Source organism: Ghiorsea bivora (assembly GCF_000744415.1).
Lineage (GTDB): Bacteria > Pseudomonadota > Zetaproteobacteria > Mariprofundales > Mariprofundaceae > Ghiorsea > Ghiorsea bivora.
Genome location: NZ_JQLW01000011.1, coordinates 1 through 19,557, shown reverse-complemented (window position 1 = coordinate 19,557; position 19,557 = coordinate 1). Strand labels below are relative to the sequence as shown.

Sequence of the window (19,557 nt, the reverse complement as noted above, 5' to 3'; positions counted from 1 at the left end):
TGTATGACCGATAAGCAGTTAGCTAAATCTAGAGAGTATCAAGCACTTGTCATTCAAGACTTTAAAAAACGTGTTTACCCACTTGCAATGGCTTGCGCGATTATTTTTGCAGTATTTTTTGCAGTCAATATTTTCGGCACAGGTAAGCCTATATTTATCATATCTGATGCTATTGCAGTGGTATTGTTTTCTGTGCTTGCGGTTCTTGTCAAACGAAGTGTTGTGCCACCTTACGTAGCTTCTGTTTTTATTCTTACGATTATACTGTTCTTTTACATTATGATTATTATTCATGATGGCTCATTACACGGTATGCTGTTTTTTTATTGCACAATTCCATTTTTTGCGTTTTATATGTCAGGGACTCGTATTGGTATGACTTATGGGTTGGTCATGTTGGCTACATTGTTGCTGCTGTGGGCTGCAAGTCAGTTGTCACTTCTTGAAATCAGTTATGATGCTATTGAGATGATGGTTGTGGCGATATTAATGTCATTTACAGTGATTTCGGCTTGGTTTTTTGAGCGCACAAGAGAAAAGGCGTTTTCCAGCTCTTATCAGTCGGGTGTGCGCCATGAAACATTGATGGAAGCTTTGGATGAAGTGTATTATCGCGTAGGTATGGATGGTATTATCCAAGAAATTGGTGAAGCAATTTATGCTTTGACAGGTTTTTCTCCTAAAGATGTAGAAAACCGACTGATAGATACTTTTTGGGCAGACCCTTCAACACGTGATGCTTATATCAAAGCGTTAAAAGAGCATGGGAATGTGAAGAACTATCCGATTGAAATATTGGGTAAATATGGACAGCGCGTGGCTATATCTATGAGTTCACGTATGTTTTTTGATGATACGGGAAAACCCATATACATTGAAGGTCTGATTCGTGATATGACACAAGAGCGTGAAATTCAAAAAGAAAGAACTGAAAACCTGCAACATTTAGGAAACTTAAGCGTTATTGAATCTACATTATCTGAGTATGATTTTGAAGTGGGTTTACAGCGTGTTGTGGAAGAAATCAAAATGATATTTACAGCAGGGCGTGTGTTTTTGAGCCCCTTATGTTTTAACCCTAATGATGAACAAGATAACAGCTATAAAACCATGTTTATTACAGGTGCTCCAGAACAGGACCTTACGTTTAATTTAAAAGCTTTGATGTGTGAAAGTGAAATGATTACATATGCATCATCGGTACCAGAGCAGCAGTTAAAAACACCATTTATGATAGATGTACAGGCTGTTTTTTCGCTAGGCTTGATTCGTAAATATCATTTGTTACCAGGGATGGTCATGTTGCTTAGAGTGAAGTCGGATGTGTTGTGGGTATTGGCAATTCAACAACAAGAAGATATGGATTATACAGAGCAGCAGAAACGATTGTTTGTAGATATTTCACATCGTGTTCGTGGTGCATTAAGTCAGCTTATTCTGCAAAAAGACTTGCAGGCAACAGTAGAGCGCGTTGAAATAGCCTCCCATGCAAAAAGTGAGTTTTTAGCGACCATGAGTCATGAGTTGCGCACACCGCTACATGGTGTGATTGGATTGTTAGACCTGCTTGCAGAAGAGATGCCTCACTTATCACCAGAGCAGCAGCGAAACCTGATGTTGGCGCAAACATCTTCCCAAGTTTTAAGTTCTTTGATTGATGATGTGCTTGATTTGGCGAAAATTGAATCAGGTAAAGTAGAAATACAGAAGCAGTCGTTTTATTTGCGTGATGCTTTACACGATGCTTTGGTGCCGTTTGTGATGAAAGCGCGGGAAAAAGGTTTGAGTTTAACTTTGGAAATGAAAGATGTTGCAGCTGTGGTAGAGGGTGATGTGGTACGTCTACGTCAGGTGCTGTTAAACTTGGTTGGTAATGCGATAAAATTTACTATGCAGGGGTATGTGCGCATTGTTGTTACACAAGATGAAGGTATATTACAAATTAATATTGAAGACTCGGGTATTGGGATTGATAAGTTAAAGCAAGATATTGTGTTTCAACCATTCACGCAGGTTCATGATGTGCATATCTTGGGTGATAACCTGCAAGAGAAAGGCACGGGTTTGGGTACAACGATTTCGCAGCACTTTGTTGAAATGATGGGGGGGACGCTTACTTTGCAAAGTGAGCCCAATATTGGCAGCACCATGAGTATTCGTTTGCCCTTGCAACAAATTGGTGAGCAAAGGATTACAGAGAACTTAGATATGGGTGACTCTTCTAAGCAGGGTGAGGCTATTCTGGCAGGAAGCAGTGCCTATCCTGTTGAACCAGAAACATGGTCGGTGTTGCTTGCAGAAGATGATCCTGTGGGAAGAAGGATTGCATTAAAACGTTTGCAAGGTTCGGGGTTTGATGTTGAAGAAGTGAGTGATGGATTAACCGCTTGGGATAAAATTCAGATGCAAAAGTACGATTTATTACTAACTGATGTTCGTATGCCAGGCTTAGATGGTATGGCATTAACGAAGAAAGTTCGTGCATATGAGGCAGCTCAAGGCAAAAAAGCGATGTTGATTATTGGTTTGTCTGCGTATGCTTTGGAAGAAGTGAAAAATGATGCTTTGGATTGTGGTATGGATGCATTTGTTTCAAAACCTGTGGATATGACTATCCTGATGGCAAAGTTAGAAGAACACTGTGAAAATGATTTTCTTAAGAAAGGTTTGCGCAACTAAAGGTGCTTAGTATATACAATCATGATAGGGATATTGTTCAACTGACGTATGTATATCCTGTTGTTTCTCGCCGTGCTGGAGGCGTATCTTTAGGTATTAACTTAAATCCCAATAATAAGTGTAATTGGCATTGTGTTTACTGCCAGGTCCCTAACTTGCAACGTGGTGTTGCAGATGAGGTTGATTTAACGGTATTAGAAAAGGAATTGGATTCATTTCTGGTGGAAATACTGTATGGCACATATATGCAAGAGCATGTGCCTGAGCAATGCAGACAGCTTCAAGACTTGGCTATTTCGGGTAATGGTGAGCCAACGACGTGCCTAAATTTTTCTGATGTGGTCGCATTGATTGTGCGTTTGATGCAAAAACATAAACTGGATATACCATTGCGGCTTATAAGTAATGGTTCGTGTGTGCATAAAACACATATACAGAAGGGTTTAATGTTGATGGCTAAGCAGCAGGGCGAAGTTTGGTTTAAGGTTGATGTGTTGGGTGAAGCGATGACCAAGGCAATCAATGGTGTATGCTTGTCTGCGGCGTGGCAAACCAAACAATTGCAACAAGCAGCACAGGTTTGTCCAACATGGATTCAAACTTGTGTGATGCAACTGCAATTAGATGATGATATGTATATGACAAATTATGTGAGCTGGCTCAATGAAGTTTTAGCGCAAGGTGCAAATATTAAGGGTGTATTATTGTATGGTTTGGCTAGACCGTCTATGCAAGATGGTGGGGATAAATTAGTCTCTGCTGATAAGAATGAATTGGCTGTGTTTGCGCAAAAAATTGAATCGCTTGGTTTAGCGGTTAAAGTGTCTTGAAAATTGAAAAAAGGTAGTGTGATTTAAGTGAAAGATTTAATCCATGAAGCGTTGGTGGCAGGTGTTGAGTTGCGTAAGAAATATATCGGTCTTCTGGATGATGACTTATTAAAAGCAGCTGAGATCATGGTGCACTGCTTACGTAAGGGTGGTAAAATATTGGTTTGTGGTAATGGTGGTTCAGCCTCTGACGCACAACATTTTGTGGCTGAATTGGTCAACCGCTTTGAGATGAATAGACCAGCATTGGCAGCGATTGCTATGGTAAATGATGCATCGGTGATTACCAGTATTTCCAATGATTTTGCTTTTGATGCTATTTATGCAAGGCAAACGGAAGCTTTGGGCAGAGAAGGGGATGTATTGTTGGGTATTTCAACCAGTGGTGATTCGACCAATGTGTTGAATGCTGTAGCGCAAGCAAACAGTATGGGCATGCATGTGATTGCTCTGACAGGGCGAGATGGTGGCAAGTTAGGTCAACATTCAGGTACAACCGTACACTTAAATATTAATCACCCCTCGACTGCAAGAGTGCAAGAAATGCATATCACTTGTTTGCATATTTTATGTACTTTAATTGATGAAACTATGTTTGGAAAAAATAAGAGAAGCTTATGAACGATGATAAGGAAATAGATTACACAAAAATATATCACTGGAATAAGCAAGAAAAGAAAAAACCTTGGTTGTTTTACATATTGATTGCCACGATTTGTTTTGCGATTGCTTGGGTGATGAGTTGAATCAAAACTTACTCAGTTGGGAAGAAGCCAAGGCGCTTCGTGCTGAGTGGGCAGAGCAGGGGCAGAAGGTTGTGTTTACCAATGGTTGTTTTGACTTGCTGCATCCTGGGCATATCCAATATTTAAATGATGCCAAAGCTTTGGGTGATAAACTGATTATGGGTTTGAATGCCGATGCTTCAATTTCACGCTTAAAAGGCAACTCTCGCCCCATCAATCCGCTTAAAGACAGAGCTAGCATGTTGATGGGTTTAAAGTCTATTGATGCGGTTGTTGCCTTTGAAGAAGATACCCCACAAAACCTAATTGCCTTATTGCTACCCGATGTGTTGGTAAAAGGTGGCGATTATACTGCGGATGATATTGTGGGGGCGAAAGAAGTGCGTGATGCGGGAGGGGAAGTGATTGTTGTGCCTTTCTTAGATGGTTATTCATCATCCAAACTAATTGAGCGAATCAAAGCTTTATAATTCACCACGAAGCTCACGAAGTTTTCTTTTGTGCAAGTAAATCTATAAAAATATCAAACCATTGATGACTAATGGTTTCTAAATTTAAACCTTTGATACCATGGGTTTGCATAGATGTTGCTTTGCGTGATGTGCCGCAGGGATTAATTTTACGAAACCAAGCCAAATCAGGGTGTACATTCAAGGCAATGCCATGCGATGCGATGCCTTTGCTGATGCGAATGCCTAAGGCGGCGATTTTCTCATTGTTTAACCACACACCTGGTAAGCCGCAGTCCCGTGTGGTTTCCAAGTCATAAGTTTGTAGCAGTTGAATCACGGACTCTTCAAGCAGATAAACATAATCACGCACATTTAAATGATATTGTTTTAAATCAATCATGGGATACATCATCAATTGCCCCAAACCGTGGTAAGTTGTTTCGCCGCCACGTTCTGTGGCTACAAATGGTGCACCCAAATCAACCTTGCTGTTGTTGATGCCACGTCTGCCCGTGGTGAACACATGCTCATGTTCACAAAACCACACCGTATCCACCTCAAAGTTTGCAACATATTGCTGCATTTTTTGAAGGAACTGCGAGTATTCGCGTCTGCCCAACCATTGGTAGGTTGGTAGCGTTTGGTTTTCTGATTGACGAATGATAGTTTGCATGACTGAATCCTGCGCACTTTCACAGTTTTACGATTGGAATACAATAGAAATACAATTGAAACAGAATAAGGAAACCATCATGTCTTCAAGTCAAAACACTACATTCGAGCTGATTCCAGCCATTGATTTAAAGGAAGGGCAGTGTGTTCGCCTCAAACAAGGGCGCATGGAAGATGCCACGGTTTACGGTAGCAACGCAGGTGAAATGGCGGCGCACTGGCAAGCTTTGGGTGCCAAGCGGTTGCATGTGGTTGATTTGGATGGTGCGTTTGCAGGTAAGCCTGCCAATCGTGAAGCCATTAAAGCGATTTGTGATGTGATGGATATCCCTGTGCAGTTGGGTGGTGGCCTAAGAGATTTAAGTATGATTGAAGGTATGCTCAATCTTGGTATTGATAGAGTAATCCTTGGCTCGATTGCCATTGCAGAGCCTAAGATTGTGAAAGAAGCATGCGCTGCATTTCCCAATCAAGTGTGTGTGGGTATTGATGCCAAATCGGGCATGGTGGCTGTGCATGGTTGGGATGATGTCACCGATGTGAAAGCTGTGGATTTAGCCAAACAATTTGAAGATGATGGTGTGGCTGCTATTATTTATACCGATATTGCCAGAGATGGTATGTTAACAGGGCCAAACATCGAAGAGACAACCAATCTTGCCAAAGCGATTTCAATTCCTGTGATTGTATCGGGCGGGGTGGCTAAGATGGATGATGTGTTGAATTGCGCCAAACATGTGGACGATGGTATTTGTGGTGCGATTACAGGTCGTGCGATTTATGAAAACACCATTGATTTCAAAAAAGCGATGGAGCTTCTATAAATGTTATCCAAGCGTATTATTCCTTGTCTTGACGTTGCCCACGGTCGCGTGGTTAAAGGCGTGCAATTTGTGGACATCATTGATGCGGGTGACCCTGTGGAGGCTGCCATCAAATATGATGAACAGGGTGCAGATGAATTAACCTTCTTGGATATTCGCGCCAGCCATGAAAGCCGTGATACCCTTTATCATATGGTGACAGAAGTGGCTGAACATGTATTTATGCCGCTTACCGTGGGTGGAGGTGTGAAAGCGCTCAAAGATATTGAAGGCTTGCTGCATGCGGGTGCGGATAAGGTGTCCATCAACACGGCTGCGATTTTTAACCCTGAACTGGTCAAAGAAGCCGCAGAAAGGTTTGGTTCATCCACGATTGTGGTGGCTGTGGATGCCAAAAAAGTCGATGACCATTGGGAATGTTTCACCCACGGTGGGCGTAAACCCACAGGCATCAATGCCGTAGAGTGGGCAAAACGTATGTCCGACTATGGCGCTGGCGAGATTCTGCTTACAAGTATGGATGCTGATGGCACCAAAGCAGGTTATGATATTCCGCTTACGCGCGCAGTATCCGATGCTGTGTCTGCCAATGTGGTCGCATCAGGTGGTGTAGGTACATTAGAACATATGGCTGAAGGTTTAACTGATGGTAAAGCCGATGCTGTACTCGCTGCATCTATTTTTCATTTTGGTGAGTTCACCATTGCTGAAACCAAAGCGTATTTAGCCAATAAAGGTATCCCCGTACGTGTAGAAAGAGTGGAGTTATAATATTTCTCTACGCTATTGGGTAGATTTATAGCTATTGTTGTTATGTTTGTTTTACGGATGCCATAGAAGATGTTTTTGCATCACTTTCTCAAATAAAGGGCTTTCTAGGTGAGTGTTTAACCATATTTGAAGTTTAGGGTAGGGTGCTATGTCAAACCATGTTTTATCTACAAAGGCAAATTGACGAACAAAGGGGAAAATAGCGAAATCTGCAAGTGTTGCGTGCTCGGCAAACAGAAAGGTAAACTCTCTCAACTGTTTTTCTAATTTCTGAAGGAATAACTCGGCTTGTGAACGATAAAAGTCTTGTGGGAATTCTGGGAATCGGTCTGCATATTTGTATTTATCCAACCATGGTTTGAATACATTGTCATTGTTTTTAATCAAACTTAATGCTTCTGCTTGATGTTTTAGCCAGCCCTGTGGGTCATGTTGTTGCAAAGACCACAGCATAATATCCAAGCTTTCATCAATGATTTGATGATACCCCAGTTGTAACACAGGTACAGTCGCTTTGGGTGAAATATCTAACAGGGCTTGGGGTTTATTTTTGAGTGCGATTTCTCGGTGCTCAAGCTGTATGCCTGCATATATCAGCGCGAAACGTGCCCGCATGGCATAAGGGCAACGGCGAAAGGAATAAAGAATAGGTTTCATCTAGGGAATTTCTAACACACATAGTGTATCCAGCAAGTTTAATAATGGAAAGTAAGATGATAATGGTTTGCACCAACTTTTCTTATTGTTTATCATACGAAGTTCAAAATAAAGAAGAGGGGATTTGTTTATGAAAAAATCTGTTTTAGCTACATTTGTGTTACTTATGGGTATGCTTAGTACACCTGCGATGGCAGAGGAAGGTCGAGGGACTATTGGTTTAGCATCTAAGTCGATAAGCATTGCAACAACTTCTGGGTTTACTACCAATACCTTCCAATGGGATGGTATTGCTTTGATTGGTGGTTATGATATCACGGACTCTATTGGGTTACGTGGGTCAATTTATACTTTGGTTGAGACAGTAGATTCAAATAGTGAAATGAAAGGTTTTGATGCTGATGTACGTTTTGGCCCGAATGGGCTGGGTTTTACTTATTATGGTTCACTCGGGTATTTTAGTGATACTTGGAATGGTTCTACGGGCGGTGTTTCTCAAAGTTATAGTGGTGGAACGCTTGGTGTTGGTATTGGTTATAACTGGGACAGTGTGAACTTGGATTGGAATATACTAAATATTCGTTCAAAAACAGACTACCCAGCAACGACAGATTTGGTTGGTTCTGGCTCATTAGGTCTATCTTATCGTTTTTAAGTAGCAGTTAACTAAAGAAAAAACGCAATCTGTTCGACACAAGGCGGTAACTAAAGGTGTTGAAACCAAGTTAATATAAGTCACTATATCTAATGTTTTCAATATGTTACACTAAAAAGCCACCTAACAAAATATTTTGTTGGGTGGCTTTCCTTTTAAGCAGTTGATTTTATTGAATAAAATATAGGTCTATCGCAAAACATCAACACCTTTAGTGAACGGCTAGTATTCGACATAGGTTGCCTTTTTTTATACCAAGACTTTAGAGTAGGGCATGGTTGAAAATGTGAAAGATATTTTATTTACGCAAAAAGACGCTGCGCCGTTTGCTTTTGATGCTGATGTATCACGCGTATTTGAGGATATGATTCAGCGGTCAGTGCCCGGTTATGGCTTAACCCTGCAAATGATTTCTGTGATTGCAGGGCTTTATACCCAAGAAAATAGTAAACTGTATGACTTGGGTTGTTCATTGGGCGCATCTACGCTTGCTTTGGCGCATGGTGTTAAGGTTGGCGGCTCACAAATTATAGGGGTAGATAATTCGCAAGCTATGTTGGACAAATGTGCAGGTCATATTACATCAAGTCCTGTGCCAGTGAAGCTTCAACATGATGATATTCAGAATGTAAGGTTTGAGGACGCCTCAGTGGTTGTTTTAAATTTTACGCTACAATTTATTGCCAAAGAGGAACGTTTAGCTTTGCTGCAACGCATTTATGCAGGTATGCGGCAGGGTGGGGTGTTAATTTTATCGGAAAAGGTGAGCTTTGCGGATGAATTTGTGCAAGATAAACATATTGCATTGCATGAATCATTTAAAAAAGCGCAAGGTTATTCTGAGCTTGAAGTGAGCAGAAAACGTCAATCTTTAGAAAATGTGTTGATACCTGAGTCTATTTCAGCGCATCATGCGCGTTTGCAGGCTGCTGGTTTTAGCAAGTCGCAAACATGGTTTCAGTGTTTTAATTTTGTTTCAATGTTGGCGTATAAGACCGAAAAATAAAAGAAAGTATGGTGAGGATATGATAAAAGGAATCAGGGAAGACATTCAAACAGCATTTGAGCGTGACCCAGCGGCATGTTCTGTTTGGACAGTGCTTACTTGCTACCCAGGGCTTCATGCTATTTGGTTTTATCGCGTAGCCAACACTTTTTGGCGCATGGGTTTGCATTGGATGGCTCGGTTTATTATGCATATTGCACGCTGGTTTACAGGTATTGAAATTCATCCAGGGGCTACCATAGGGCGTAGGTTTTTTATTGACCACGGTATGGGTATTGTGATTGGTGAGACTACAGAAATTGAAGAAGACGTGACCTTGTATCATGGTGTGACCTTGGGTGGTACGACATGGGTTGCGGAAAAACGACACCCTACCTTAGAAAAAGGTGTGGTGATTGGTGCAGGTGCTAAGATTTTAGGGCCTATTACCATTGGTGAGCAATCAAGGGTGGGTTCAAACTCTGTGGTGCTTAAAGATGTGCCTGCACACAGCACTGTGGTCGGTATTCCAGGCTCTGTGGTGGGTAAAACGGATACCATGTTAGAAGATGGTAAAATCAATCTTGATCATCACTTGATGCCCAACCCTGTGGCAGAAGCGATTAAACACGTGTTACAGATGGTAGATGATGTGAATGCGCGGGTGGATAATATTCAAGTAGATGCTGAAAAATGCAGTGTAAAAGAGCCGCAGCAAGAGAAAGATATAGCGGATGATATGAAAAAAGAACACGATAAAATTCAGAAGTTTTTGGATGGGGAAGGCATTTGAGTCAAACAAGGCATATGAATTGTAAATTTGCTAATGACATTATAAATCTTGACGCTAAAGTGCGCCATCCTTATTGGAGGTTTATTTAAATGGCAACAGTTATTCGCTTACAACGTGGTGGACGCAAGAAGCGCCCTTTTTATGCAGTAGTCGTGATGGACTCACGCAATCGTCGTGATGGTGCGTTCATTGAAAAAGTGGGCTACTTCGACCCTTGTAAAGACCCAGAAGTGATTGAATTGGATATGGAAGCTATCAAAAAGTGGACCGATACAGGTGCGCAAGTATCTGATCGTGTTGCATATCTAATCAAACAATCTTCTAAAGCTTAGTTTGTTATACATTGGCGACATTCTTAACCCGCATGGGTTGAAGGGTTCGCTTATTGTGTTTTCGCATACCCGGCCTGCCAATGCAGTTGCCGGGTATTTGCGTTGGTACATAGGCAAAGATGAATCCAGTGTTGAAGTATATACAGTGGCTGACTGTCATCAACACAAAAAACGTATTCTTGCTAAGCTTGAAGGTATAGAAAGTATTGAGCAGGCAGAAGACCTGAAAGGTTTGAAGATTTTTGTGCCTGAAGATGAGGTGGAAGTCGATGAAGATGAATACCTTTGGCAGGATTTAATGGGTTGCACAGTGGTTGACCAGCATGGTAACAAGCTGGGTGAAGTGTCGGCTTTGCATGAATACGGCGCTCAAGATAATCTGGAAATTAAAACCACAGAAGATATGGATGAATCGGGTGAATGGCTGCTGCCATTTATTGAAGATGTGATTGTGGAAGTAGATTTGGATGCACGAAAAATTCAAGTTGAATTGTTAGACGGAATGGACGCATGTTTTTCGCCCAGGTCTTAACCTTATTCCCCGAGTTCTTTGATTCACCTTTAAACTGCTCGATTCCCAAACGCGCCATTGCTGATGGTGCTGTGGCTGTGGACTGTATTCAGATTCGTGATTTTGCAACGGGTAAACATAAAAATGTGGATGATTCACCCTACGGTGGTGGGCCTGGCATGCTGATGAAAGTAGAGCCTGTGGTGGCTGCGATTGCGGAAGCAAGAAAGCGCCAGCCCAATACACATGTGGTGATGCTTACCCCTACGGGTAATAAATTTAATCAAGCCAAAGCCTTAGAGTATATAGATAAAGAAAGCATTACTTTATTATGTGGTCGTTATGAAGGTTTTGATGAGCGCGTTGTTGATTATGTGGATGAAGAATTATCCTTGGGTGACTATGTGTTGTCAGGTGGCGAGCCTGCGGCAATGTGTGTGTTAGATGCGATGATTCGCCTTTTGCCCGGTGTGTTGGGTAGCCCTGAATCGGCGGTGTTGGATTCATTTACAGAAGAGGGCATGGTGGATTGGCCGCATTATACGCGGCCTGAAGTGTTTGATGGTAAAGTGGTGCCGCCCGTATTGTTAAGTGGTGACCATGCCAAGATTGAAGCATGGCGCAAAGAGCAAGCTAGGCTGAGAAGCAAGAAACATAAGGTTAGCAGATAAGTAAGGGGATTGAATATGCATTTGGGTGTAAATATCGACCACATCGCCACATTAAGGCAGGCAAGGCTTACAACATACCCTTGTCCCATTCAAGCAGCAAAAGACTGTTTAGAAGCAGGTGCTGATGGCATCACTGCACATTTGCGAGAAGACCGCCGCCATATTCAAGATAAAGATATGGAAAACCTTGCTGCCATGGCGAAAGCAGGTGAATTGCATTTGAATATGGAAATGGCTGCCACCGATGAAATGGTAGCTATTGCCTGTAAGCTTAAACCGCAAGCTGTATGTTTGGTGCCTGAAAGTAGGGAAGAACTCACCACGGAAGGTGGTTTAGATGTTGTAGGGCATTTAGCGCGTATGACAGATGTTGTAGCGCGTCTTAATGATGCAGGGTGTGCGGTGTCTATGTTTATCGACCCTGATACTAAACAAATTGATGCCAGCAAACACATTCAAGCTGCAGTGATTGAGCTGCACACTGGTCATTATGCCAATTTTGAAGGTGAACAACAGCAGGTTGAACTTAAAAACATTCAAGAAGCTGCTAAATATGCGGATGATTTGGGTTTGATTGTGCATGCTGGTCATGGTTTAACTTTAGACAATACAAAACCTATGGTGAATATCCCTGCAATCATCGGGTTAAACATTGGTCACGCTATTGTTGCAGACGCACTTTTTGTTGGGATTAAGCAAGCAACAGCTAATTTTAAGGCTTTAATGCAGCGATAAAATAATCTCTTTTGGTGAGTCCTTTTTAGCATGAAAATAGATGGTTGACACATGAAACCTTGGCGATAAAGTTCGCCGCGTCTGAAACGACTATGTCCCCATCGTCTAGTCGGCCTAGGACACCGCCCTTTCACGGCGGCAACAGGGGTTCGAATCCCCTTGGGGATGCCAGTTAACCCCAGTTATGGAAACATAACTGGGGTTTATTTTTACCCTATCCCCATTCAGTTCAACATTCTTTATGGTAGATTGAAGTAAAGCCTTTTTCTTTTCTATGTCACCAGTTTGAAACGATTCTTTATAATCTTTAAGAAATTTTATGATTCCATTTTTGGAAACTATAGGTGCGGCACCTAGTTTGGCACTTTGTTCCTGGTTAATAAGACCTTCTAGTTCGACTCGTTCTTCTTCAAGCTCATCAAGTTTCGATAATAAGGGTCTTTGGTGTTTCACCTTTTGAAGTAGGGTGATAATTTCGTTGATTTGTTTTTCAACCTCTTTTATTTCTTTGTTAAGAGCCGTAATCTTGTTTGTTTCAGTAGTTTTTTGTGAACTGCTTTTTTTGATTTGATCCAAAAGTTCCATTATTGTATTCTGGGTTAAAAGCTGTTCAAATAATGTACTAATAATTGCTTTTTCAATCGTTTCTTTTTTAATCCCTCTGTTCCCGCACCTTTTTTGGCAACGGTAGTAGCCTGAATCACCTGACATATTCGCACCACAGCCACATTTAAAAATACCAGCGAGCAAGTAAGTGCTTATCCGCCTTCGTTTTCTAGATGCTCGAGAAACTTCACGTTCTTTTAGAATTTGTTCTGCTTCATCCTCAGTAATCATGGCTTCATGAGTATTACGCTGAATGACCCACTCATCTCTATCTCTGTAGCGTTTTCCGCCTTTGTAGGAGCCATCAATAACTTCATTGTGTCTGTTCCATACAGTATGACCAGCATAAGTAAGTGCGCCTTCTTCTATATAGGTGAGAGAGGTTTTTGCAACTTTAAGCCCTAAGTTTCTAACTAACTGACTTCTTGATATACCCGCAAGCCGCCCCTCAAAATACTGTTTCATTTTATGGAAAGTTTTCGGGTCTGGTTTTAATGTGCTTTTAGTGATGATTTCACCGTCACGGGTGCCAACAACGGTCTTCTCTAACTTATAGCCAATGGGGGCGCTTCCACCTGAACGCCAGCCTTTAAGAACATTTTCGCGCATCCCTCGAAGACCATCCATTTTGGACTTTTGTGAATGAAACTCATCAAATATTTCCATCAATGATTCAAGGACAGTATCCATTAGTGGATCACCCTTTGGTAGCTTCATGAAAATTAAATCAATACCGTTCTTTTTTAATAGATGCTTGTATAGTTGAGCATCATACATTCGTCGAGAAAACCTGCTTGTATCAAAGCAGTAAATGACTGAAAAGCGGCATTCTTTAGATTTTACTTCTGCCATCATATCTTGAAAAGCTGGGCGGTTTGCTGTTTTTGCAGATTCTACCTTATCAACGAATTCATCTATAAGTACGTTACCGTTATTTTTGATGTATCGTTCTAATTCGCGTCGTTGAGACTCAACGCTAACATCATGTTTGTCTTTACTTGATCTTAGGTAGATGACTGCGCGTTTTGCCATGTGATATAATCCTCAGTAATAAGTTGTAGCACTCTGGAATTGATTGCTAGTGGGGAAACGACTTCAGTTACGATGTTTCGCTGCCTACTCATGTTTAACATAAGTCCATAGCGTGCTCTATATGTTCTTTAGCTGCTTCTTGAAGAAGGTTTAAAAAATGTTCTTTTGTGTATAACTCAGGATTAATATTTAAGCTTTGAACCCACGTAGTAATTGCTTCCTCATTTGTCCGCTCAGCACCAGTACCAAATGTCATAATCAGACTCTGGTCGTTTGAAATGTTTAAACTCAACAAAAGGTGTTGTGCAATTTTCTTATAATACCTTACTTCGTTTTTCTTCATGTTTGCTCCTTATTACTGGTGTTTGGTGGGTAACATATGGTTGCTTTAGGCTGTTTTTGTGTTTTCATAAAGCTCCTCTTAAACGACTTAACTACATACAGGGTGAATAATATTCACACAAAGTGAATTGTCAATAAAAAAACTTCACTTAGAATGAATAAAATGTTGTTTGAAGGATAAAAGTGATGGATAGTTTGTTTTTTGTATGAGCGTTTTTTATGGGAGGTATTGATGATTAAGTGTAATTTGTCCAGAATCATGGGAGAAAAAAGGATAAAGATTGCTGAACTCTCAAGGGAGACAGGCTTACATAGGAATACCATTAATCTTTTATATAATGACACTGCAAAACGCATTGACTTGGATGCACTTGAAAGAATATGTAAGCACCTAGACTGCAGAATAGAAGAGTTGTTTGAGATCGTTGATTAAGTTTAGGTACTCTTCACAATTTCTGTAATAGATTTGATTTTTAACTTGGCTTGAGATGTACGTGATTTCATTTTGGGCACAACTGCTGCAATACATTTCCCACTTAATATTCTTTGTCCTTCACTGTTTGAAATGCGTTGCATGGCATGTTTATGAATAGCGCTGTAAGAATGAATATATGTTGAAAACATGACTTCCTGACCTGTATGCCCAATGAGCTTTGAGAATATGATTAAATCAGATGCATTGTGTGTGGGGATTTGATTTTCATTTGTTGTAAATAGCTGGCGTAAACGGCTTTGGCACTCACCTTGGAACAGAGGATGATGCCCTTCAGTTAGGTCTGATGCAAAGTCAAAGTAACGGTTGGCATACCAGCGAAGCAAAAGCCAAGAGGCGAAAGAGTGACGCAAAGAATGATAAACAAATTTTACCCCCATGAACTGTTTCATCAGTTTAATTGTTTCATTTATAACGGAGCGTCCATTATATAGTGAGCGTGTTTTATGCGGGCCAAACAAGGGTATATTTTTTAGGATAATATTTCGGGTTGAAGAATCTTTCTCTTTGAACTCTTCTAATCGTGTTTGGTAACACGTTTTTATTATATTACATGCAGAACTGGGTGCTAGAAGGTGGAAGGGGATGCGCCTGCGTGCGGCTGGTGACTTGCCCCTGAGAATTTCAATATAAATTTCATCGTTTTGTATTAACACGTTACTCAGCGTTAATTTTGAAGCCTCTGAAGCACGTAGCCCGCTATAAAATGCAAGGATTGCCAATGCAGCTATCGTTTTAGCCTCTCGGCTTTTATAGTGCTCTAATTGTGAGACAAATGACTCAAATTGATATAAACCAATCAGTTCGTATCGGGTCGAACTGCCTACCCAGTCGCCTGAAGCAAATTGAAGGTTTACTTGGTCTACATACCCATTGGTTTGGGCAAATTGGTAAACGTTCTTATATGTTGACACAATACTTTTTCTTCTTGCTGAGCCTAGCTTGGTTCTTGAAATTACTTTTTCAAAAGCTTGCTCATGGTCATCTGCTTCCCAGTCTGTTATATCATAACTGTCAGGAAAGGTGAGTAGTCCATTATAAAATACTCGGCTAAAGTATTCGTCGATTGTTTGAGGGCTGACAGACCTATTCGTTTGGATATAATATTGAACCCACTTCAAAGCTAAGTAAAGAGCACTTGTTTGGGTCGGGTCAATTTTTAAAGCTTGTTCAATAGCTACAATAATTTCATCGTTTGCGGTTGAAACCTGAATATCAGTTTGAACCTTTTTTGTAGTGATTTTCTTTAGCCGACACACGAGTTGTCTCAAAACAGTCTTGCTTGCGCCGCACCAGTCATCTTTAATGGGATTCTCTTCAAGATTAGCTGCAAAAGGCTCACTTTTTAGCTTTATTTTTGGTTCGGGGGTATTGTTTTGAGGAAGTGTAGTTTGTGAAATTGACAGGTGATGCGAAAGGGGTTTGCCATATAAGTTTAGGCTTGCTTCGATTGGGTGACTAACGGGTAACGGATAACTATGTAGAGCATTAATGATAAAAGGCTCAACGCCTTGACTAAAAATTTTCATATAAGCAGTTCTCGAAAATGTTTTCCATGTAGGTGGGCAGGGTAGGTTGCAGCCAGTCTGTTTGCTGTGAACATCTAACAGCAAAGCATAATGTGAAGCTAGAACCTTTTGAATACGCTGCTTTCGTTTTTTGAACTTGGGTTCTGACTCACTGAAGAAAACATGGTCATTGGGACTGCTTGCACCTTGATGATGCAAAATGCTTTTAAGAATGAGAGACACTGGTGTTGGCAAATGGATTCTACAATAGCGAACATCCCGATCTTGCGGATGCACTTTGGATTTGATGCTCTCTCCATCTTCGAGTATATCGCTCCACTTGAGTTGGCTAAGAATATTTGAAATCAGTGTTGACTGAAGCCCTATATATGATGCTAAGCAAAATCCAAACGCAAACATAGGTGAATTTTTTTGTTCAAATTGTTCTATGGACCATAAGTTCCAAAATGTATCTTCTAATGATTGGCTACCATCAAGCCAAGCAAATTCATTAGCTGTTGTCGGCAGTATGGAAGGTCGGGGCACAGTAATGGGTACAGGTGGGATTACTGTATCAATACCATATTCATCTTTGAGTTTAGTTAACACAAGCGCGACTTGTTTTAATACCTGCCGATGATTTCGGTTGCGTTTTAGTTGGTGTTTGATGATATATTCTAATTCAATATCAGTTATCTTTCCTTTTGGTTTAATAAAGTCAGCAGTGGCTAGTAAGATGCTTTTTCGTTGGTATCCCCAAAATCTTGGCGATTCTTGTATGATTTTATCGACATCAATCATGACTTTCTCCAGTGAACTCAATAATTTTGATATCTAACTTTGAAAATAGTGTATTAATTTCAGTGGTTAATAATTCTAAACTAAGAGCTGATCCAGTTGACCATGGCGCACAAAAATCTAAGCCGTCTCTATCATGATTCATCAATTCATCCAGAAGAACTTGTGGTACTTTGCCAAGTAAGGCTGCCGCAACGGTATGTTTGAAAGGGTTTACTCTTTCAGGGATGCCGTCAGAAAATTTGGTGAATTTATAGTCGTTTAGCAAATCATAAAACTTCTTGTTGTTAAGTCGAGTTGCTTTGATTAAACGTAAGTTCCTGTCGAAAGACAGTTTGATGGGTAAAGGGTTTTCTTGAGCATCGAATTTGATATGGCATGTGATTCGATAATAGGAAGCCAACTCATTTAGGCGTTGAATTGTTTTGTGACACGCTTCTAACTGCAAGTTAAAAAGGTTTATTGTTGGGATATATTTTCGCTCAATAGCAAAAATTGGGCTGGCTTTTTCAGAGCCCCATGCTTTCTCAAACTTTGTACTGTTTGCATATGAGGTTTTCGCCCCAAAACGCCGAGCACAAAAGGATAATTGTTCGATAATAAACAATTGTAAGTGTTGTAAATTTATGAAGTTAACAAGATGTTCTAGCCTACAAATTTCATTTATATATTGGACATCTTGGCTCAGAAACTGTGTTGCTGAGTAGATTTCAGAGAGTGTTTTTTTAAGTTGCAGAAGAGGTGGGGCATATGTTGAACCAATGTCATTTGTTTCATTTGATTCCGAATATGCTGGTGGAAGTTTGTTGTTGGTAAAACCAAAATTATTGGCAAATCGCTGCAAGCAGAGTTGAAACTTTTGATTTATGACCATCGAGTCCACTGGGTAATAGTGCGATTGAGCACGGAAGTTGGCAGGAATATCACCTGACAAGTATGTCACTTCCATTTCATTAAACATTCCGCAAGAAAAGTGTAAAGCTGACGATGCGCTAATCCGATAAGCTGTGGGAGACTGACCTGGGTAGTGTAAATGAAACTTCTTAGCTAACTTTCTGCTTTTATCTAAGCTGTTTTTGAATGGAAGTTTGTCCTGAGCTAGAACTTGAGACATCACTTGAGTTGGTGTTAGTTCAATCACAACTTTGGATTTTGGCTGGTGCAAGATGTTATAACTAAGTGTATTGTTCGCCTTGTCAAAGTGACACTCTGAAGCAGACTTTAATCTTGGTCTGTTCTCTGCTTTTAAGTGCGTAAGTCGTTCTGGGTTAAGTCCAGTGCTGAAAAGTATCAAGTTGAAAACAAATTCAGTCCTGTGTTTTGACCATAGAAATTTAAGGTACTCAGAAATACTATGAGATGTTAAACGGTTCATATCGATCAAACTGATAATATTTCGTGAAGATTGCTGATTTAAGCGCCCTCTTAACGCCAGTCTATCATCAGATGGGGTTAGCTTAGACCCGCCTTTCGGCGCGACTCGGCAGAGTGTTTTTTGTTGGCTTGATTCGGGTTGAGGGTAAGAAATTTGAATACCTGTACCATCTTCAGAATTAACAGATGAAGGAACCATAAGAACCTCAGGCTTAGAGACTTGTTTTTCAAATCGCTTATTTTTCCGAACTCCAGCCTCACGCTCTCCAGACATTAATTCAACAAACTTAACTAATTTCCGCGTGTATGGGGTGTCTTGATCAAACAATTTAAATAATTCTGTTTGATAATATTCGATAAGGGAGATTTGAAAAAGTGAAGGGTTGGATAGGGATGCCAAATTTAGAAAGTTGTCTTTTTCTAAACGCAAGAGAATATCACGGGTTGAGTATGCATCTGCGTAATATATAGAAGGGTCAATATCGTCTTCCAGCCTAGAATTGAGATTGAAGGTTTCCCTATATATTTCAATTGCTCGCTGCTTTACTGTATTGTTTGACCAACAGTGTTCATTTAATTTCTTGATTGCATAAAATACTGGATAATCAGTACCTAGTTTAATTTTGCTGTTTCGTTTTTTGTTTGCGGCACAAACTGGAACATCGAAGAGTTCTGATCCCTCAAATTCAATCATTTTGGCTAAATGCTCTTGTGTAGCAGGTGGCTGGTAAATATTTAGTAGTTGAGCCCAGCTGTCTGAGTAGGTATCTGCTGAACAGAGGAAGTTTTGGGCTTCATAAATAACGTCAAACGGATGTTTGGAGACTGTAAATCCAACTGTGTAAATATTTCAAACAGCTAGAATGCTGACAGGAGTATTTATAATGAAGAAGAAAGACAAATATGACCCAAAGTTGGTCGCCTTAGCCAGTGAGTTGGCGAAGCATATGAAGACTGAGTCTGACATATCGAGCCTTAGTCAGCTATTAACGAAACTCACGGTTGAAACAGCCCTTGGTGCAGAGATGGAAGAACATCTTGGTTATGGTCATCATGAGCGTAGCGATACAAATAACCATCGTAATGGTTAT

At 40.6% G+C, this 19,557-nt stretch carries 21 protein-coding genes, 1 tRNA gene and 1 pseudogene; 17 read left to right on the top strand and 6 right to left on the bottom strand.

Annotated elements, in window-relative coordinates:
• The first annotated feature begins 3 nt into the window (after window positions 1-3).
• The 5 genes from DM09_RS09330 to rfaE2 all read left to right on the top strand — a co-directional run bounded on the left by DM09_RS09330 (window position 4) and on the right by rfaE2 (window position 4,725).
• Window positions 4-2,679: a PAS domain-containing hybrid sensor histidine kinase/response regulator gene (locus tag DM09_RS09330; RefSeq protein WP_038250367.1), complete on the top strand. Its 2,676-nt coding sequence runs from the start codon at window positions 4-6 to the stop codon at window positions 2,677-2,679.
• Between the two features lie 155 nt (window positions 2,680-2,834).
• The gene (locus DM09_RS09325) at window positions 2,835-3,509 is read left to right on the top strand and encodes a radical SAM protein (protein WP_232507804.1); all 675 of its coding nucleotides are present in this window, start codon (window positions 2,835-2,837) and stop codon (window positions 3,507-3,509) included.
• A 27-nt stretch (window positions 3,510-3,536) separates the two neighbouring features.
• The gene (locus tag DM09_RS09320) at window positions 3,537-4,130 is read left to right on the top strand and encodes a D-sedoheptulose-7-phosphate isomerase (RefSeq protein ID WP_051938363.1); all 594 of its coding nucleotides are present in this window, start codon (window positions 3,537-3,539) and stop codon (window positions 4,128-4,130) included.
• A complete protein-coding gene (locus DM09_RS11805) occupies window positions 4,127-4,255 on the top strand; it encodes a hypothetical protein (protein WP_269764232.1) in 129 nt (42 codons plus the stop codon). Before DM09_RS09320 ends, DM09_RS11805 begins: the two co-directional genes overlap by 4 nt.
• The gene (rfaE2, locus tag DM09_RS09315; protein ID WP_038250360.1) at window positions 4,252-4,725 is read left to right on the top strand and encodes a D-glycero-beta-D-manno-heptose 1-phosphate adenylyltransferase; all 474 of its coding nucleotides are present in this window, start codon (window positions 4,252-4,254) and stop codon (window positions 4,723-4,725) included. Before DM09_RS11805 ends, rfaE2 begins: the two co-directional genes overlap by 4 nt.
• A gap of 13 nt (window positions 4,726-4,738) precedes the next feature.
• On the opposite strand, the gene lipB is transcribed toward rfaE2, so the two are convergent.
• Window positions 4,739-5,380 carry a lipoyl(octanoyl) transferase LipB gene (gene lipB / locus DM09_RS09310; protein ID WP_051938361.1) on the bottom strand — a complete coding sequence of 214 codons (642 nt, stop codon included), beginning with the start codon at window positions 5,378-5,380 and terminating at the stop codon, window positions 4,739-4,741.
• A 79-nt stretch (window positions 5,381-5,459) separates the two neighbouring features.
• On the opposite strand from lipB, the gene hisA reads away from it, so the two are divergent.
• Window positions 5,460-6,203 carry a 1-(5-phosphoribosyl)-5-[(5-phosphoribosylamino)methylideneamino]imidazole-4-carboxamide isomerase gene (gene hisA / locus DM09_RS09305; protein ID WP_038250357.1) on the top strand — a complete coding sequence of 248 codons (744 nt, stop codon included), beginning with the start codon at window positions 5,460-5,462 and terminating at the stop codon, window positions 6,201-6,203.
• The gene (gene hisF / locus DM09_RS09300; RefSeq protein WP_038250354.1) at window positions 6,204-6,974 is read left to right on the top strand and encodes an imidazole glycerol phosphate synthase subunit HisF; all 771 of its coding nucleotides are present in this window, start codon (window positions 6,204-6,206) and stop codon (window positions 6,972-6,974) included.
• A 51-nt stretch (window positions 6,975-7,025) separates the two neighbouring features.
• Here the strand turns inward: hisF and DM09_RS09295 are convergent, their stop codons facing one another.
• Complete coding sequence (locus DM09_RS09295) at window positions 7,026-7,631, bottom strand: glutathione S-transferase (RefSeq protein ID WP_038250352.1); 606 nt, start codon at window positions 7,629-7,631, stop codon at window positions 7,026-7,028.
• Window positions 7,632-7,761: 130 nt separating this feature from the next.
• Between DM09_RS09295 and DM09_RS09290 the strand changes: the two genes are divergently transcribed.
• From DM09_RS09290 to DM09_RS09255, 8 genes are all read left to right on the top strand, one after another.
• Complete coding sequence (locus DM09_RS09290; protein WP_038250349.1) at window positions 7,762-8,286, top strand: outer membrane beta-barrel protein; 525 nt, start codon at window positions 7,762-7,764, stop codon at window positions 8,284-8,286.
• Between the two features lie 274 nt (window positions 8,287-8,560).
• Window positions 8,561-9,292 carry a carboxy-S-adenosyl-L-methionine synthase CmoA gene (cmoA, locus tag DM09_RS09285; RefSeq protein ID WP_038250346.1) on the top strand — a complete coding sequence of 244 codons (732 nt, stop codon included), beginning with the start codon at window positions 8,561-8,563 and terminating at the stop codon, window positions 9,290-9,292.
• 19 nt (window positions 9,293-9,311) lie between these two features.
• Window positions 9,312-10,064 (top strand): serine O-acetyltransferase, encoded by a 753-nt coding sequence (gene cysE, locus DM09_RS09280; protein WP_038250344.1) that lies wholly within the window; start codon window positions 9,312-9,314, stop codon window positions 10,062-10,064.
• A gap of 89 nt (window positions 10,065-10,153) precedes the next feature.
• Complete coding sequence (rpsP, locus tag DM09_RS09275; RefSeq protein WP_038250342.1) at window positions 10,154-10,396, top strand: 30S ribosomal protein S16; 243 nt, start codon at window positions 10,154-10,156, stop codon at window positions 10,394-10,396.
• Between the two features lies 1 nt (window position 10,397).
• Window positions 10,398-10,928 carry a ribosome maturation factor RimM gene (gene rimM / locus DM09_RS09270; protein ID WP_038250340.1) on the top strand — a complete coding sequence of 177 codons (531 nt, stop codon included), beginning with the start codon at window positions 10,398-10,400 and terminating at the stop codon, window positions 10,926-10,928.
• On the top strand, window positions 10,907-11,578 hold the full coding sequence (gene trmD, locus DM09_RS09265; protein WP_038250338.1) for a tRNA (guanosine(37)-N1)-methyltransferase TrmD: 672 nt from the start codon (window positions 10,907-10,909) through the stop codon (window positions 11,576-11,578). The genes rimM and trmD overlap by 22 nt, the downstream gene beginning before the upstream one ends.
• A gap of 15 nt (window positions 11,579-11,593) precedes the next feature.
• Window positions 11,594-12,313 (top strand): pyridoxine 5'-phosphate synthase, encoded by a 720-nt coding sequence (locus DM09_RS09260; RefSeq protein ID WP_038250336.1) that lies wholly within the window; start codon window positions 11,594-11,596, stop codon window positions 12,311-12,313.
• 94 nt (window positions 12,314-12,407) lie between these two features.
• Window positions 12,408-12,484, top strand: a tRNA-Glu gene (locus DM09_RS09255).
• A gap of 456 nt (window positions 12,485-12,940) precedes the next feature.
• On the opposite strand, the pseudogene DM09_RS11885 reads toward DM09_RS09255, so the two are convergent.
• Both DM09_RS11885 and DM09_RS09250 read right to left on the bottom strand, forming a co-directional pair.
• A pseudogene (locus tag DM09_RS11885) lies at window positions 12,941-13,951 on the bottom strand (recombinase family protein); the annotation flags it as partial.
• 94 nt (window positions 13,952-14,045) lie between these two features.
• Window positions 14,046-14,294, bottom strand: coding sequence for a hypothetical protein (locus DM09_RS09250; protein WP_038250334.1), 249 nt, complete (start codon window positions 14,292-14,294; stop codon window positions 14,046-14,048).
• 231 nt (window positions 14,295-14,525) lie between these two features.
• Here DM09_RS09250 and DM09_RS11880 point away from each other — a divergent pair, with 231 nt between their 5' ends.
• Entirely contained in the window at window positions 14,526-14,726 is a 201-nt protein-coding gene (locus tag DM09_RS11880) for a helix-turn-helix domain-containing protein (RefSeq protein ID WP_038250331.1), read from the top strand.
• A gap of 2 nt (window positions 14,727-14,728) precedes the next feature.
• Here the strand turns inward: DM09_RS11880 and DM09_RS09240 are convergent, their stop codons facing one another.
• Both DM09_RS09240 and DM09_RS09235 read right to left on the bottom strand, forming a co-directional pair.
• Window positions 14,729-17,095 (bottom strand): site-specific integrase, encoded by a 2,367-nt coding sequence (locus DM09_RS09240; RefSeq protein ID WP_038250329.1) that lies wholly within the window; start codon window positions 17,093-17,095, stop codon window positions 14,729-14,731.
• Entirely contained in the window at window positions 17,088-19,160 is a 2,073-nt protein-coding gene (locus DM09_RS09235; RefSeq protein WP_038250326.1) for a hypothetical protein, read from the bottom strand. The genes DM09_RS09240 and DM09_RS09235 overlap by 8 nt, the downstream gene beginning before the upstream one ends.
• A gap of 190 nt (window positions 19,161-19,350) precedes the next feature.
• Here DM09_RS09235 and DM09_RS09230 point away from each other — a divergent pair.
• Window positions 19,351-19,557: transposase (locus DM09_RS09230; protein ID WP_038250324.1), on the top strand; the 207-nt coding region annotated here is incomplete at its 3' end.

Coding starts and splice junctions, on each gene's coding strand:
- DM09_RS09295 (WP_038250352.1), bottom strand. CDS start 7,631: ATGAAACCTATTCTTTATTCCTTTCGCCGTTGCCCTTATGCCATGCGG.
- cysE (WP_038250344.1), top strand. CDS start 9,312: ATGATAAAAGGAATCAGGGAAGACATTCAAACAGCATTTGAGCGTGAC.
- DM09_RS09260 (WP_038250336.1), top strand. CDS start 11,594: ATGCATTTGGGTGTAAATATCGACCACATCGCCACATTAAGGCAGGCA.
- DM09_RS09330 (WP_038250367.1), top strand. CDS start 4: ATGACCGATAAGCAGTTAGCTAAATCTAGAGAGTATCAAGCACTTGTC.
- DM09_RS09235 (WP_038250326.1), bottom strand. CDS start 19,160: ATGATTGAATTTGAGGGATCAGAACTCTTCGATGTTCCAGTTTGTGCC.
- lipB (WP_051938361.1), bottom strand. CDS start 5,380: ATGCAAACTATCATTCGTCAATCAGAAAACCAAACGCTACCAACCTAC.
- hisA (WP_038250357.1), top strand. CDS start 5,460: ATGTCTTCAAGTCAAAACACTACATTCGAGCTGATTCCAGCCATTGAT.
- DM09_RS09250 (WP_038250334.1), bottom strand. CDS start 14,294: ATGAAGAAAAACGAAGTAAGGTATTATAAGAAAATTGCACAACACCTT.
- DM09_RS11880 (WP_038250331.1), top strand. CDS start 14,526: ATGATTAAGTGTAATTTGTCCAGAATCATGGGAGAAAAAAGGATAAAG.
- DM09_RS11805 (WP_269764232.1), top strand. CDS start 4,127: ATGAACGATGATAAGGAAATAGATTACACAAAAATATATCACTGGAAT.
- DM09_RS09290 (WP_038250349.1), top strand. CDS start 7,762: ATGAAAAAATCTGTTTTAGCTACATTTGTGTTACTTATGGGTATGCTT.
- trmD (WP_038250338.1), top strand. CDS start 10,907: ATGTTTTTCGCCCAGGTCTTAACCTTATTCCCCGAGTTCTTTGATTCA.
- hisF (WP_038250354.1), top strand. CDS start 6,204: ATGTTATCCAAGCGTATTATTCCTTGTCTTGACGTTGCCCACGGTCGC.
- DM09_RS09240 (WP_038250329.1), bottom strand. CDS start 17,095: ATGATTGATGTCGATAAAATCATACAAGAATCGCCAAGATTTTGGGGA.
- cmoA (WP_038250346.1), top strand. CDS start 8,561: ATGGTTGAAAATGTGAAAGATATTTTATTTACGCAAAAAGACGCTGCG.
- rpsP (WP_038250342.1), top strand. CDS start 10,154: ATGGCAACAGTTATTCGCTTACAACGTGGTGGACGCAAGAAGCGCCCT.